At 42.5% G+C, this 15,670-nt stretch carries 16 protein-coding genes; 10 read left to right on the top strand and 6 right to left on the bottom strand.

Features of this window, described 5'->3' with window-relative positions:
* Positions 1 to 235, top strand: a 235-nt coding sequence (locus QLG00_RS08410) for an FAD-dependent oxidoreductase (protein ID WP_282470797.1), incomplete at its 5' end; no start/stop codon positions are given.
* A 233-nt stretch (positions 236 to 468) separates the two neighbouring features.
* Complete coding sequence (locus tag QLG00_RS08405; RefSeq protein ID WP_151795403.1) at positions 469 to 1,299, top strand: class III extradiol ring-cleavage dioxygenase; 831 nt, start codon at positions 469 to 471, stop codon at positions 1,297 to 1,299.
* Between the two features lie 49 nt (positions 1,300 to 1,348).
* On the opposite strand, the gene QLG00_RS08400 is transcribed toward QLG00_RS08405, so the two are convergent.
* Complete coding sequence (locus QLG00_RS08400) at positions 1,349 to 2,128, bottom strand: ferredoxin--NADP reductase (protein ID WP_004938452.1); 780 nt, start codon at positions 2,126 to 2,128, stop codon at positions 1,349 to 1,351.
* Between the two features lie 104 nt (positions 2,129 to 2,232).
* Here QLG00_RS08400 and tsaA point away from each other — a divergent pair, with 104 nt between their 5' ends.
* Positions 2,233 to 2,952, top strand: coding sequence for a tRNA (N6-threonylcarbamoyladenosine(37)-N6)-methyltransferase TrmO (gene tsaA / locus QLG00_RS08395; RefSeq protein WP_282470800.1), 720 nt, complete (start codon positions 2,233 to 2,235; stop codon positions 2,950 to 2,952).
* On the opposite strand, the gene QLG00_RS08390 is transcribed toward tsaA, so the two are convergent.
* Positions 2,944 to 3,897: a sensor domain-containing diguanylate cyclase gene (locus QLG00_RS08390; protein ID WP_151796828.1), complete on the bottom strand. Its 954-nt coding sequence runs from the start codon at positions 3,895 to 3,897 to the stop codon at positions 2,944 to 2,946. The genes tsaA and QLG00_RS08390 overlap by 9 nt on opposite strands.
* Positions 3,898 to 4,075: 178 nt before the next feature.
* Between QLG00_RS08390 and QLG00_RS08385 the strand changes: the two genes are divergently transcribed.
* From QLG00_RS08385 to QLG00_RS08370, 4 genes are all read left to right on the top strand, one after another.
* Complete coding sequence (locus QLG00_RS08385; RefSeq protein WP_282470796.1) at positions 4,076 to 5,833, top strand: GspE/PulE family protein; 1,758 nt, start codon at positions 4,076 to 4,078, stop codon at positions 5,831 to 5,833.
* Between the two features lie 85 nt (positions 5,834 to 5,918).
* The gene (locus QLG00_RS08380) at positions 5,919 to 6,275 is read left to right on the top strand and encodes a NirD/YgiW/YdeI family stress tolerance protein (RefSeq protein ID WP_282470795.1); all 357 of its coding nucleotides are present in this window, start codon (positions 5,919 to 5,921) and stop codon (positions 6,273 to 6,275) included.
* A 110-nt stretch (positions 6,276 to 6,385) separates the two neighbouring features.
* Positions 6,386 to 7,042, top strand: a complete 657-nt coding sequence (locus QLG00_RS08375; protein ID WP_004947883.1) for a response regulator transcription factor — start codon at positions 6,386 to 6,388, stop codon at positions 7,040 to 7,042.
* A gap of 4 nt (positions 7,043 to 7,046) precedes the next feature.
* The gene (locus tag QLG00_RS08370; protein WP_282470794.1) at positions 7,047 to 8,384 is read left to right on the top strand and encodes an ATP-binding protein; all 1,338 of its coding nucleotides are present in this window, start codon (positions 7,047 to 7,049) and stop codon (positions 8,382 to 8,384) included.
* 81 nt (positions 8,385 to 8,465) lie between these two features.
* On the opposite strand, the gene QLG00_RS08365 is transcribed toward QLG00_RS08370, so the two are convergent.
* On the bottom strand, positions 8,466 to 8,633 hold the full coding sequence (locus QLG00_RS08365) for a hemin uptake protein HemP (RefSeq protein WP_004938433.1): 168 nt from the start codon (positions 8,631 to 8,633) through the stop codon (positions 8,466 to 8,468).
* Between the two features lie 139 nt (positions 8,634 to 8,772).
* Here QLG00_RS08365 and QLG00_RS08360 point away from each other — a divergent pair, with 139 nt between their 5' ends.
* On the top strand, positions 8,773 to 9,669 hold the full coding sequence (locus tag QLG00_RS08360) for a thiamine phosphate synthase (RefSeq protein WP_282470793.1): 897 nt from the start codon (positions 8,773 to 8,775) through the stop codon (positions 9,667 to 9,669).
* Positions 9,670 to 9,699: 30 nt separating this feature from the next.
* Here the strand turns inward: QLG00_RS08360 and QLG00_RS08355 are convergent, their stop codons facing one another.
* Positions 9,700 to 10,263, bottom strand: coding sequence for a tetratricopeptide repeat protein (locus QLG00_RS08355; protein ID WP_282470792.1), 564 nt, complete (start codon positions 10,261 to 10,263; stop codon positions 9,700 to 9,702).
* Between the two features lie 18 nt (positions 10,264 to 10,281).
* A complete protein-coding gene (gene mrcB, locus QLG00_RS08350) occupies positions 10,282 to 12,675 on the bottom strand; it encodes a penicillin-binding protein 1B (protein ID WP_282470791.1) in 2,394 nt (797 codons plus the stop codon).
* 427 nt (positions 12,676 to 13,102) lie between these two features.
* Between mrcB and QLG00_RS08345 the strand changes: the two genes are divergently transcribed.
* Positions 13,103 to 14,026, top strand: coding sequence for an NAD(+) kinase (locus QLG00_RS08345; protein ID WP_004938422.1), 924 nt, complete (start codon positions 13,103 to 13,105; stop codon positions 14,024 to 14,026).
* Positions 14,023 to 14,295, top strand: coding sequence for a YeaC family protein (locus QLG00_RS08340; protein WP_151976532.1), 273 nt, complete (start codon positions 14,023 to 14,025; stop codon positions 14,293 to 14,295). The genes QLG00_RS08345 and QLG00_RS08340 overlap by 4 nt, the downstream gene beginning before the upstream one ends.
* Before the next feature lie 44 nt (positions 14,296 to 14,339).
* Here the strand turns inward: QLG00_RS08340 and QLG00_RS08335 are convergent, their stop codons facing one another.
* Complete coding sequence (locus QLG00_RS08335; RefSeq protein ID WP_151976534.1) at positions 14,340 to 15,341, bottom strand: glycosyl transferase family protein; 1,002 nt, start codon at positions 15,339 to 15,341, stop codon at positions 14,340 to 14,342.
* Positions 15,342 to 15,670: the final 329 nt, after the last annotated feature.

The following is a 15,670-nucleotide window of genomic DNA, read 5'->3' as shown; positions in this document are numbered from 1 at the left end:
GTCTGGTATTTTTGTACAGATCGGATTGTTGCCGAACACCGACTTCTTAAAAGGCACAGTGGATTTAAATGTACGCGATGAGATCATTATTGATGAGCGTAACGAAACCAATGTGAAGGGTGTATTTGCTGCGGGTGACTGTACCACGGTACCGTACAAGCAGATCATTATTGCAACAGGTGAAGGGGCCAAAGCCGCATTGTCTGCCTTTGATTATATTATTCGCAATGGTTAATCAACAATGATTCAAGGCATCCAGACGTAGAAGGTGCCTGAAACAAATTTTGAGTTTATAGGAACTGAATAGGCTAACGATTCAGTTCCTTTTTTTATTTGTCCTTTATCTCATAGGGTTAGCTCAGATTATATCGTTCTAAATTCACTTCAATATGTTCTGGTTTTGCGCTTGTCGTGTCGTAATTGAATCAATACCATCATTTTAAGTATCAAGCAAAGAAAGAGGGAAATATGTTAAATGCCAGTACACGACAACCTGTTTTTTTTATTTCTCACGGTGGTGGGCCATGGCCATGGATGCCTGAAGTTTTTGCAACAACCTATGCAAAACTGGCACAATCACTTTCTGGCTTACTCAAAACGTTGCCTCAAAGACCACAGGCAATTTTGATGGTTTCTGCACACTGGGAAGAGCAGGTCTTTACTGTCCAAACAGCGACTCAACCTGAAATGATTTATGACTATGGTGGCTTTCCTGCCCATACGTATCAGATTCATTATCCGTCTGCCGGATCTCCCGAGCTTGCCCATCAAGTGACGCAATTGCTTGAACAAAACGCTATTGCAGTAAAGACAGATGAGAGACGTGGATACGATCATGGTATGTTTTCTCCGATGCAGGTGATTAACCCTGCGGCAGATATTCCTGTGGTTCAGTTATCACTCAAAAAAGGCTTGAATCCGCAGGAGCATCTCGGTTTAGGTCGGGCCTTGGCGCCCTTACGTGATCAAAATATTCTGATTGTTGGGAGTGGGTTAAGCTATCACAACCTAAGAATGTTTAATGCTCAAGCCACTGAACCTTCAAAAATGTTTGATCAGTGGTTGTATGAAAGCGTAGTGGAATGTCAGGGAGACGAACGTCAGCAGCGACTGATCGATTGGCAGCAGGCACCCGCTGCGCGTATTGCACATCCACGGGAGGAGCATTTATTGCCGTTAATGGTGGCTGTGGGGGCGGCAGAAAACGAAAACGGTGCTCGTAATTATCATGAATCTACTTTTATGGGTGGATTATCAGTATCGAGTTTTGTTTTTGGTAGCACTTTGGGCAATACATAAGGCATAAAAAAACCGAGGATGTGACCTCGGTTTTTTATGCGATTCAGAATTACTTTTCAACAAAGGCACGTTCAATCACGTAGTCGCCTAAAACACCCATACGTGGCGATTCTTTTAGGCCAGCTTTGTCGAGTAATGCAGCCACATCAGTTAGGAAGTGTGGACTACCGCAAAGCATTGCACGGTCTGTTTCTGGGTTAAATGGGGGTAAGCCAATTTTTTCAAAAATAGCGCCTGTTTCGATTGCAGTCGTTACACGGCCTTCATTTTCAAATGGCTCACGAGTAACGGTTGGGTAGTAAATCAATTTATTTTTGATATCGAGCTCTTCAAACCATTCATTGTTTGGCAGTTCGTTCAAAATTAAGTCTTGATAAGCCAGTTCACTGATCCAGCGTGTACCATGAACCAAAATCACTTTTTCAAACTTTTCGTAAGTTTCTGGATCACGAATCAATGATAAAAATGGTGCCAAACCTGTACCAGACGACAACAGATACAAGTTTTTACCCGGATTTAAATCGTCATGAACCAAAGTACCTGTTGGTTTTCTAGAAATCAGAATTTCGTCACCAACCTGTACTTTTTGCAAGATCGAAGTAAGTGGGCCGTCTTGTACTTTAATTGAAAAGAACTCAAGTTCTTCTTCATAATTGGCGCTGGCAATTGAGTAGGCACGCATTAATGGTTTGCCATTGACCTCAAGCCCGATCATTACGAACTGACCATTTTTAAAACGTAAGGCAACATCGCGCGTGGTTTTAAAACTAAACAGAGTGTCATTCCAGTGGTGAACATGGGTAATGCGTTCAACGTTAAAAGCAGCCATTAAAGGTCTCAATTACGATCAAAAGAAAACAGTATGCTATTCTAATCTAAAATCATTCTCGATAAACTGAATATATTTAATTGTGTTTATAAGAAAAAGTGATGATGATGTCGTTAACACTCCCGATCATAGGTACCATGCATTCGCCTTATATGGAAAAATTTGGTATTCCGCGGCAGCCGAATCTGGTTGAGGTCGAATCCTGTATAGAACTTCATGCGCCTTATGATGATGAGCTGGCATTTGAAGGAATCGAGTCATTTAGTCATTTATGGCTGTTGTGGCAATTTCACGACAACAAACACTCAAATGAGCCAGAGAAGTTTCGGGCACAGGTGCGTCCTCCTCGATTGGGCGGTAACAAGAAAATAGGCGTATTTGCGACCCGCAGCATGTATCGTCCATCACCAGTTGGTTTATCCGTCGTGAAATTTAAAGCACTTAAACGACAAGGTAAAACGCTTCGGCTGTATGTCACGGGGAGTGACCTGTTGCATGGCACCCCGATTATTGATATCAAGCCTTACATTCAGTATTCCGATGCCATTTTGGATGCCACCAGTGGCTATGCACAAGATCAACCTCCGCGAAAAATCGTGATTTGGCGAGACAATGCACAACAACAAAAACAGCAACTCACAGCGCTGCAATTGATGAATGAGCAATATGCAGCCGAACTGGAACAAGTATTATCACTTGATCCGCGTCCAGCATATCAAGATGATCCTTCACGTACATATAAAATGAAATTTGCCGGACTTGATGTGAGCTTTACAGTGAATGAATCGACGATTGAAATTATCGGACTGGATTCTTTAAATTGAGAACTTTAAGGACTGCTTGCATTCACGTTTGTGGGCATACATGGCCAGATCGGCATCTTTGCATGCCATGACCAGTCCCTTGGCAGGATGACGGATTGCATAGCCAACCGCGGCACTGATTTTGGCATCTAAAAAATGTTGAAGTAACCGACGTTGAAGCTGTTCCAAATCTTGAAGGTCAAGATTGAGCGTTAAGATGCCAAATTCATCGCCACCAAGACGTGCGACAAGATCCTGTTTGCGTAACGTACGCTTTAAAACCTGAGCAGCGTGTTGAATGTATTGATCACCACAATCATGGCCCTCAAGATCATTTATTTTTTTGAGATCATTGAGATCAATCATGAATACAGCTGCTGTATGGCCATATAAACGGCAGCGTTCTTCTTCAGCAGCAATAAACTTCTCCCAGCCACGACGATTATAAACATGGGTCATACTGTCCATAATCGCTTCGGTTTGCAGACGTTCATGCTGGCGAATATGTTCATTTTCACGAATTTCACGCTGTAAGATATGACTCAGTAGGTTGCCGAACAATTCAACCAGCCCACCATCTTCAATAATTTTGTCGGATTTAGGCTGTGGGTCAATCGCACATAAGGTACCAAAAAGGCTACCATCTTCGTTGACTAAAGGTTGCCCAATATAAGCTTTAATGTTGACTTGCTGTGCAATCGGGGCTGACGCATAAAGCGGAATTTCTTCCGAGCGCGGCGCGATGCGTGGCGCTTTTCCCAACACCATGTGGGAGCAAAACGAATCTGCCCAGTTAAAAACCCGACCGGGTTTTACATCATAGCCGTGATCTTCAGATTGCAATACAATCCAGTCATTACCTTCAACGCGAGTGATCATCCAGAGATCAAAACCAAACTTTTGATGCAAATAATGCAAAACTGCTTGTCCGGCTTCCTGAAAGTTTTTAAATGCGCTAAACGCCATCTAGTCACCCGTACTTTTAAATGATATTTTTTTAATGCCTTAAGTAAGACTTTAAAGCAATTTTTACTCTATGCCTATCCTCTATACAAATGATCAACCAAATCGCGTGAGTTTTTGGATTATTCGCGTGTTGAACAGTCAACTCTGATATATTAAAAGTAGCGCTAGAGGGAAAATAATGACTTATAACTTTGAAATTGATACGGTTTGGTGCCTAGAAGAATTATTAAAAGCACACCGAATCAGTGAGCGAGACAAGTTGCTGGTACAAACAACCCAGCGCAATAAACAACAGATGAAATGGCATCCGTTGCAGTGGATTGCTCACTTTGGTTTAAAAGATCAACAACATCCTACGCAGAACATAGACTTACTGTGTCTAAGTCGCTGGTTGGCAGAAAAATCAGGATTGGCATTTTATTTAATTGATCCACTCAAAGCAGATGTAAATGCACTGACTGCGGTCATGTCGCAAGAGTTTGCCGAGCGTAATCAAATTTTAGCGGTTGAAGTACATGCTGATCGCGTAGTGATCGGAACCGATCAGCCTTTTCAAACCGACTGGCTTGCAAATTTAGAGCGCAGTCTGGCACCCAAGAAAATAGAGCGTGTGATCATTTCACCCGATCAGTTACAACGTTATTTACCCGAATATTATCAGGTGAGCCGAGCGGTTCATTCCTCAAAAAACAGTAAGAGTTATGAGCGTGAGAACAAGGGCGTTGAGGCGTTGCTTCAAATTGGTGATACGCAAAATCCAGATGCCAACGATCAGCACATCGTCAAACTGGTCGACTGGATTTTACAGTTTGCATTTGAACAAGGTGCCAGTGATATTCATTTAGAGCCAAGAAAAGAAAAAGGCAATGTACGCTTTCGAATCGATGGCGTACTCCACACGATTTATCATATGCCTGCAAATACGCTTTCAGCAGTGATTGCTCGGATTAAGATTCTGGGTCGCTTAAACGTGGCTGAAAAACGTAAACCCCAAGATGGACGTTTGAAAACCCGAACACCCAAAGGGCAGGAAACCGAACTGCGTCTTTCAACCATGCCAACAGCATTTGGTGAAAAACTGGTGATGCGAATTTTTGATCCAGATGTACTGGTTCGAAGTTTTGAAAAACTGGGTTTTCCCGATCAGCTTCTCAGCGAATGGCAAGCCTTGAGTCAAAATACACACGGTATTATCTTGGTGACAGGGCCGACTGGTTCGGGTAAAACCACAACGCTTTATTCATCGCTTAAAAAGCTGGCAACCGAACAGGTCAATGTATGTACCATTGAAGATCCTATTGAGATGCTGGAATCGAGTTTTAACCAGATGCAGGTGAATCATGCCATCGACTTAGACTTTGCCGAAGGTGTACGGGCACTGATGCGTCAAGATCCAGACATTATTATGGTGGGAGAAATTCGCGATCAGGATACCGCCAATATGGCAATACAGGCGGCACTGACTGGACATCTGGTACTGTCGACCTTACATACTAACGATGCGCCTTCTAGCCTGACTCGACTACACGATTTGGGTGTACAGCCTTTTTTGACTGCGGCTACGCTGCTGGGCGTGCTGGCACAGCGTTTGGTTCGACAGCTGTGTCCGCATTGTAAAGTGTCCACCTCGGTGAACTTGCAGCAATGGCAATATCTTACGGAAGGCTACGAGATTGATACGCCCGTTGAAATATTTCAACCCGTTGGCTGCGAGCATTGTCGCCAAACGGGATATAAAGGTCGTATCGGGATCTATGAGTTGATGCCGATTGATCTGACGCTCAAGCAGTGGTTGAGTCATACAGATGATCTGGGCGAATTAAAGGCACAGCTCAAACAGCAAGGATTTGAGCCACTTCGAATTGCGGGTGCGAAAAAAGTATTGCAAGGCGTGACCAGTCTTGAAGAAGTATTACGTGTGGTTCCGCTCAGCTAAATATTGCAAATGATGCATCTTAAGATTCGCCTCATGTAATTTTGATTTACTACCATTATCAAATGAGCAGATCAGAGAGATGAAAATGAAACGTTTTGCCACATTAGTTTTAGTTTCAGGCCTATCCATTGCAGGCTTTAGTTATGCACAGCCCGTCAACCAGAATGCTCTGGCACCAACGACCATCGTTAGTGTAAAAGATGCTCTGAACTACAAAGATAACACGCCGGTTAAACTACAAGGGCAGGTGGTGAAGTCACTGGGCGATGAAAAATATCAATTTCGCGACAGAACGGGTTATATCACCGTCGATATCGACGATGAACTTTGGCAAGGGCGCCCGGTTTCACCAACAACACAACTCACATTGATAGGTGAAGTCGATATTGATTACAAGCCTACCAAGCGTGTTGAAATTGATGTCGATCAAATACAATTCTAAACTATTGTGTGCACAATCAATCTTGTAGCGTATAAACCGTATATCCTTTGTGGGATATACGGTTTTTTATTGTTTTGATGATTCCCCACGGTTTTTAGAGCACGATTAAAATGAGAATTTTGATTGCAGAAGATGATGTATCGCAAGCAGAAAGTATAAAGTCATGGTTAGAACTCGATGGCTATACAGTAGATTGGGTTGAACGTGGCGATTATGCGATCGCTGCGATTGAACAGCATGAATACGATTGCATTTTATTAGATCGTGGCCTGCCCAAAGCAACAGGTGATCAGGTCTTAAATACTCTTCGTAAGCATCAATCTCAAACGCCGGTCATTCTGATTACCGCACGTGACAGTATTCAAGATCGTGTCGATGGCTTGGATTTGGGGGCAAACGATTACTTGGTGAAGCCGTTTAGTCTAGAAGAATTGTCTGCCCGCATTCGTAGTCATTTGCGTGCCAGTCAAAAACAATTAACAGATACCTTATGCTGGAAAGAGATTGAGCTGAATACACAGGCCAAATGGGTGAAAATTTCAGGGCATTTGATTGATTTAACTGCAAAAGAATTTAAGGTGCTGCATCGTATGATGCAAAATCCTGAGCGAGTGGTGACGCGCGAACAACTTGAAAATACCCTATATGCGTGGGGCGATGAGATTGAAAGTAATGCCATTGAAGTATTTATTTACCAGCTACGAAAAAAAATCGGATCGGGATATATCAAAACCATTCGCGGTTTAGGATATCGAATGAGTGAATAAATCCATGCCAAAATCATCGTCACTGCAAACTCGCCTGATACGTGGCACACTGATCAGCAGTATCATTGCGGGGCTAATTGCTTTCGTGTTGCTGATCGCCATTACGGTAGTACACACCATGACTATTCAAGATGAAATCATGGATGAAGTATCTGATCTGCTTCTGGCTTCAGATCTGAATATTCCCTCAGCAAGAGATCTAAACGAGCTCACCGAAGAATTTGATTTGCAATACAGTCTTTATTGGAAAGGCCGGGAATTGGTGCATTCCGATCAGCATGAAGATATTCAACCAATCAACCTTTATGCTTCTGATTTTGATTATTTTTTTTATAAGGGTCAGCTCTGGCGTAGTTTACATGCGAGCAAGTCAGAAGCAGAGCTAAATGTGGTGGTGATTCAGCCATTAAGCGCACGCTTTTCAGAAATTTTTCAAAGTATATTTTGGTATGCCTTAGGGCTGGTGATCTTATGGATAATTCAATGGATCTTACTGAAATGGACCATTAAAAAACAGTTATCGAGTTTAAGTGATCTGTCACGTTCAATTGCACAGCGTTCGACAGAAAACCTCGAACCGATTCAGCAAGAGCCGCACAGCATTACCGAATTACAGCCTGTTATAGGTTCGCTCAACTCGTTATTGATTCGTCTTGAGCGTGCACTGAGTGCTGAACAGCGCTTTACCGCAGATGCTTCACATGAGCTGCGCTCGCCTCTATCGGCGATACAAATGCGTGTACAGGTGATGCAGCGTAAATTTGCAGATATGAATGAGTTGAATGAGGATTTAAAGATCATCCAACATGATGTTCAGCGCAGCACGCGCATTTTGGAAAATCTCCTGTTACTTGCTCGCCTAGATCCATCACAAGCAGAAGAATTACCTAAAACTCAGCTTGATATGACCGTGTTGATGGAGGATGTGTATACACAACTTGAGAATTTTGCTCAAGCGAAAGCGATTCGATATACCGTGCATCAGTATGCAAAACGTACTCATGTTTACGGCAACTATGAGCTCATTTATACCTGTGTGCGTAATGTATTGGATAATGCAATTCGCTATACGCCAGTCGGTGGGCAGATTGATGTTGAATTGCTCAATGAGCAGGATCATTTGATCATCAAAATACAAGATGAGGGCAATACACTTGATGCGGCCTTACTGACACAATTGGGTCAGCGATTTTTTCGGGCACTCGGCACAAAGCAACCCGGTACAGGTTTAGGTCTATCAATTACCAAAAAAATTATAGAACTTCATCAGGGACGGGTGGATTTTTCACTCTCAGCTCAAAGTGGATTGATTGTGAAATTGATTTTACCCAATGCATCATAAGAAAAAACCGTATGAATATTTGCATACGGTTTAATTTATTCTCACCACGATTGTTATTATTTTTTAACTCAAACTCTCGGTTTATTTAGTTAAGATTAAACGATTATTACGTGTCAGACGCAGGCGATATTCTTCTCCGGCATGCATAATTCGAATTTCGCGACCCAGGGCGAACAGATTGTTTGAATGTAGCATAGGTAATGATTGGGCTTCATTGTTACGTGTAAACAGGTTAAAAGGTGCGTTCATTGTTGTTGCTCCGTGGTATGTTTATTTAACGATTTAAATGATAATCATTATCGAATAGGCCTGTCAATTAAAATTTTAGCATTTTATAAAAAATAAAATTTCCTTACACTTCACGTAATAAATTGATCTCGAGAGAACTATGTTTAAACCCGTCGTAGACGTTGCTATTGGAATCTTGCTGCACAAAAATAAAGTATTGGTTGGGTGGCGACAAGCCAGTCAGCATCAGGGAAATAAATATGAATTTCCAGGCGGTAAAGTCGAGACACATGAACAGCCTGTCGATGCTTGTCGCAGAGAGATTTTTGAAGAAGTTGGGGTCGGATTATCAGACTGGCATTGCTTTGATGTGATTCGACACGAGTATGATGATGTCGTGGTGGTCTTGCATTTATTTTCTGCTTATGTACCAGATACATTGCTAGATTTGATCCAGCAGCCATGGTCATGGTATCACCGTGAAGAATTGCAGCAATTAAATTTTCCCGCTGCAAATCACTCAATCTTAGCGCGTCTGTCGTGGCCCAATATCATCAAGATTTCAAGTACTGAAATTGTGCCCAAAAAAGAGGAGCTAATTTACTGGCGCCCAGAACAGACTAATTCAAGTGAGGGTGTTTCACTTCAGTTCGAGTTAGATTCACATCACTATGCGTCGTACATCGTCAATCTAGAGCATTATTTACAACTTGATCCAGAGCAACAAAATAAGATTGGAAGCATTCATTTAAAACAATCTCAACTGATGCAGCTCAGTAAAGGCGATTTGATTTGTGGGCGACGTTATATCGCTGCCTGTCATGATCTGGTGTCGATTCAGCAGGCACACAAAATTGGTTGTGATGCGATTTTGATCAGCCCGGTACAAGCCACCCAAACTCATCCAGATCAAGCCCCACTAGGCTGGGAGCGCTTTGAGCATCTGGCACAGCGCAGTCATCTGCCGGTTTTTGCTTTAGGTGGTATGCACCGTTCTATGCTCGATCTGGCGAAGAAGCACGGCGCATATGGTATTGCGGGCATTCGAAATATTTAAAATATAAAGCGAACAAACCACTACTGAAGTCTAAAGAGACTTCAGTGCTTGTTGGGCTTGTGCGATGGATTTACTGTTATTTTGCTTCTGTGCTGCATTGAGAATATTCAGCCACAACTGTTTTTTCATGGCATTGGTTTGCGCAAAACTGAGTCCGCGTCTTGCCAGAGATTCACTTGAGGCATAGCGACCTTTCTGATTGGCCACCATTGCCAAAAATAAAAAGGTTTCTGGTGCCTGAGGCGCAAGGCGCTGTGCTTGAAGTGCGTAGCGCTCTGCGTCGTCCCATTGCATTTGGCTATAAGCTTGCTGGGTTTTTTGCATCAAGCTGCGAAAGGCGGGAAGCTGTTTGCCATCATTAAATTGCTGTGTCGCTTTTTGAGGAGGAACCACCACGCGCATCTTTTGTCGCTTGATTTGTTCTTCTTCATAAGGGGTAATTTTCACCCCAGACGGTGTCACAATCGATTTATCTTTATGTTCATTTTGAGCAGCAGGGGAAGGTGCTTTGCTCTTGGATTGATCTGTGCCGGAGAGAGTTGAACACCCCACCAGCAAGACGGTTCCAGAAATAAAAAGACTCTGTTTTAGCATTGTTACTCTCATCATGAATTAATAGCCGTAGCTACCACTAGATATAACTTTATTTCGCGATAGATCTTCTTGCATCTGATTTTCACTGTCATTGATGTATTGATCCATGTTATCGCCATTATTTTGGCTTGGATCTTCATCGGACATAGGTGCGCTTACTGGTGCAGATTGATAATACGGATAAGCACATGAGGTTGCTTGGTGCGGCACAGTAGAGCGCAACATTGGAATATACATTGCACCGCCACAGCCTTGAGCAGACAAATTACCAGATGCAACATCAATCCATTGCCACTGCACATCATCGGTCTGTTTTAGATTCACCGGTTGCTGGCGAAGCTGACGCATAACGTTGGTCCATACAGGTAGGGCACCCGATGAGCCTGTTAAGCCTGTCACTTTGTTATTGTCTAAGCCAAGCCAGACCACAGCCACGTAATTTCCAGAATAACCAGCAAACCATGAATCGCGTGTATCGTTGGTTGTACCTGATTTTCCAGCCAGTTTAAGTGAGCTTGGAAGCGAGTTATATGCAGAGCGACCCGTACCCGAAGCCATGACCTGTTGTAAGCCATAATTGAGTACATAAGCCGATGAAGGCTCAATGGTTTGTTCAACATTTAAACCAAAACGCTCTAAAACCTTACCGTTGGCATCGACCACAGAACGAATAGCGCGGGTTGGATACTTAAAGCCACCTGTTGCAAAGTTACTGTAAATACTGAGCATTTCCATCGGTGACATATTCACTGCGCCCAAGAATACAGATGGATAAGATGGTATTTCAGAGGTCACACCAAATTTTTTCAATTTATTGGTAAATGCTGAAACACCAAATTCTTGTCCTAAACGCACTGCCGATAAGTTGTAAGAGTTGGCAAGGGCTTGTGCCATAGTGACTTCGCCGTGCTCACCGCCACTATAGTTTTTCGGTGTCCAGCTTTGGTCACTGCCAGTAGGAACATTGACTGCTCTGTCTTGAATACGACTTGCCCAATTATAACGACCAGATTCAATTGCATTGAGGTAAATGACAGGTTTAAGTAATGAACCTACCTGACGCTTGGCATCGACAGCACGGTTGAAGCCTGTAAAGTCTTGTGTCGAGCCAACGGCAGCAACTAATTCCCCATTTTCAGGGTGAGAGACCAATACAGCACCTTGCAAATCACGTAAGCGCGATGGATTACCCTTGGCAAGCTGACCGACAGAGGCTTTGAAAGCGTCTTGAATACGTGTTTGTGCAATTGGATCAAGCGTTGTAAAAATACGCAAACCTTGATTGGTCAAATCGGTTTCTTGATATTCAGAACGCAATTGACGACGCACAATATCGAGAAAATCTGGAAACTTTGCTGTGCCTACGCTTGGTTTAGACAATACACCAAGTGGGCGTGCAGTTTCTTGCTCATATTCTGCTTGGCTCAAATAGCCCATGACCAGCATATTGTTCAGTACAGTATTACGACGTTTTAAAGCACCTTCTGGATTGCGCCAAGGATTATACAAAGACGGGCCTTGCACCAGTCCGACCAGATAGGCTTGCTGCGCGACATTAAGTTCACGTAAAGGCAAACCGAAATAAAACTGCGAAGCCAGTCCGTAACCATTAATCGAGTAGTTGCCGTTTTGACCCAGATTGACTTCATTTAAATAAGCTTCAAGGATTTCATCTTTATTGTAATGAAACTCAAGTAATAAAGACATTAATGCTTCATTCACCTTACGTTTTAAGGTTCGTTCCGGGCTTAAATAAAAGTTTTTAACCAACTGTTGGGTCAGTGTAGAGCCACCCTGACGCTTACCGCCCGTCACATTACTGACCAGTGCACGTGCAGTTCCGCGAATTGAAAGTCCATGATGATGATAGAAGTTACGGTCTTCCGTGGCAATCAGTGCCTCAATAAGCGTTTTTGGCACTTTATTGAGTTTAATCAGAACGCGGTCTTCGTTATGCTGTGGATATATCCCACCAATCAACATCGGTTCTAAGCGCGCAATACCCGTACTAGATGGCTTGGTTGCCCGCACGTCAGTCACCTGATCGGCACTAAAAGTCACTTCAAGTACTTGTTCTGGTTCACTGCTATCACCAAAATCAAAGCCACGAGTATGCACATACATGCTATTACCCTGATTGACGTAGCTTCCAGGTTTGGTGTAGCTGTCTGAACTCTTGTAACCGAGCATATTCAGCTCTTGGGTAAAGTTGGCTTGTGAAATAGAAGCATTGGTATAAATTTCGAGTGGCCGTGCAAATACCTTGGCGGGAATATCCCAGCGTTGGCCTTCAAATTTGTTTCGTATAACCGTGTCTAGGCGAATCACATAAATACTAAATGCAATAAAACCGCCAATCACAAGAACGGAAAAAATAAGCGCAAAAAAACCTATGCCGCGTTCAAACTTCATAAATCTGTCATAAAAAATTCAATCTAGTTTGCCAATCATGCGATAGCTATACAGGCATTGCAATGATAAAACTGTGAACAGATAGAAAAAGTCTAAATTCATGAAAATCTGATTGATATTTCTTTTGTTTTGCAGAATTAAAAAGCAAAATAAAAGTTGTTAACACAATTTATGAATAAAATATGAAGCCATAACATCTCTGTGCTCATTCAGTTTTGTACTGAAATGATGAGCTTAAGAGAGTGGGGTGGCCATCTTGAACAGCATTTTCATAAAGTTATGCTATATTAATTTGTCAAATCACATGCTGAATGTTGATGAATAGCGGGTGAGATCATAAGGTGATACGTTGTAACGCGATTAGATCTGCGATCACCAAATTTTTGGCTCAGCTCAATTTAACCGATAGGCATATATAAGGCATCCAATGCAATCTGCTAATCTTTCGTCCGCCAAATCTTTTCGAAACATAGGTTTGATTGGCCGCCCCGATAAAATATCTGTAGTTGAAACTCTTTGTTTGATTTATGATCATTTAAGAGGTTTAGGTCTGCATGTGATCTTTGATCAACAAACCGCAGAACTTGTCCCTTACAACAATGTCCAAACTGCTAGTCGCTCGTTATTGGGTGAGGTGGTGGACTTGGTGATTGTGGTGGGTGGCGATGGTTCACTCCTGCATGCTGCACGAGCACTGGTGCGTCATCATACGCCAGTCATTGGCATTAACCGCGGGCGGTTAGGGTTTTTAACGGATATCCGCCCTGCGGATGTTTTGTTTAAGCTTGATCAGGTATTGCAAGGTCATTTTCAGCTTGATCGCCGTTTCTTGCTCGAAATTGAAGTGCGAACCAAAGGGGAAACCCATTATGATGCCATCGCACTCAATGACATCGTGCTGCACTCAGGAAAATCAGTGCACATGATCGATTTTGATCTGCAAATTGACGGTCAATTTGTATATCGTCAACATAGTGATGGTTTAATTGTTTCGACACCAACCGGTTCGACAGCCTATGCACTGTCAGGTGGTGGTCCTATTTTACATCCAAGCATGGATGCGATTGCGCTCGTTCCAATGCATCCACATACGTTGTCTTCTCGCCCGATTGTGGTAGGTGGACAAAGTGAAATCAAACTGACCATTCGTGAAAATCGTGTTTTACCGATGGTAAGTGCAGATGGTCAACATAGTGTGTCACTCAATGTGGGAGACTGTGTACATATCCGTAAACATCCGTTTAAACTAAACCTGTTGCATCCACCTGGTTATGATTTTTATATGGCGTGTCGTACCAAGCTGGGATGGAATCAAGATTTTGACTTAATCAAAGAGCAGGATGACTCATGAATATTGAACAAATGCTTAACGTATTAGATCCAGAGATCGTTCAGCGCTTAAAAACAGCAGTAGAGATTGGCAAATGGCCCAATGGCATCGCGCTTACAGCTGAACAAAGACAAATCTGCATGCAGGCCGTGATGGTGTGGGAACACCAGAACTTGCCAGAAGAAGAGCGCTCGGGATACATTGACCGTGGCAGCAAAGAAGAAGGTGAAGAATGTGATGATGATCATCACAAAAACGAGCCTGAATTTAAACCCATTCGATTCGTATAAATTAAAAAAGCCCAGAATTCACTGGGCTTTTTTAATCTTTAATATTATTTTTTAAAGCGATCTAACCATAACGCCTTTGCCTGAAGCATCGCGTTTTCATAGCTATCACAGACATTCATGGTATAGAGCGCAATCCCGATGGTTTCAGTCACCGCGATTTCACCATATTCATGCGTTTGGTGCCCTAACCAGACTGCTTTAAAGGTTTCTAGATTCAGCTCATCTTCGATGGGACTACGCTCGGGAGTGAGCTTGGGTAATTCGTGTTCATAGAGTTCACCCGATCTAATACCGCATATGAGTGTTTTGGCATCAGGGTTACGTTCGAATTCGCCACCTTCACCTTTAATTACAGCACTATTTTGATAGCCGAGCTGAAAGGCGGTGCGCTGGTGCGAGGCACGATAAGCAGGATGAAAAATCGCCTGTAAAGTTGCTTTTGCATTAAATGGATTGATGAGTCGGGCCAGAGTGTGAACAGGAGAACGAAGTCCCATCACGTTACGAAGAGAAATCAGATCACTCAGTACAGGCGAAATCACATCTAAAGGTAAATAGGCAAAGTGCTGCTGAGCAAGCTGCTGCTTCACGTCTTGTTGGTTTTGACAGATCGGATAACCCAAAAACTCAAGGACTTGCTCGGTATAAACACGGTTAAGCGTATGCCCAGAAGCACCATGCATCACGATGTTATATCCATGATGCGCAAGGGTGAGGGCAGCAAGCAAAAACCATGGATAATGTTTACGCTTTCCTGCATATGATGACCAGTCCAAATCGACATCAAGAGCTTCAAAATTAAGTTGGTCACGCGTGGCCTGAACAAATCCACTCAGTTCATCGACCGATTCTTCCTTGACCCGCAGTAACATTAAAAAAGCACCCAACTGAACATCAAGAACCTCACCCTTTAAAATCATGGTGAAAGCTTGATAAGCTTCGTCATAACTTAAAGATCGAGAGCCTGTTTTGCCTTTCCCCAAGATTCTTACATACTGCGCAAAGGGATGTTCAGCATCTCGATAAAGGTTTTTTTTCGTATTCATATCTTTTTTGATATTTCATAAGGAAATGGATTTCCTCACTATGACATAAAAATTAAATGAATGGATCACGAAATATTCTATTAGACTAATGTCTAACTTAATTTTGATCAAAATATAGCCATTAAATTGATTGTTTCATCGACTATTTGACTAATTGCAGTAAACTTTTCACGCTTAAAAAATTATTTATTTTTTTTTAATGATCTCCTTGTTTATGTTTCGTAAATCTTGATAATAGGTTGAGATTTTGATACTGAACATTTTTTGAAAACATATTGTTTTCACATCGAGGAAAAGTATTTTTTGTCTGACAAAATTTACTTTGCTTT

The organism is Acinetobacter sp. V89_7 (assembly GCF_029967895.1).
Classification (GTDB): domain Bacteria; phylum Pseudomonadota; class Gammaproteobacteria; order Pseudomonadales; family Moraxellaceae; genus Acinetobacter; species Acinetobacter soli.
The sequence above is the reverse complement of the archived record's forward strand: the minus strand, read 5'-3'. Positions and strand labels throughout refer to the sequence as shown.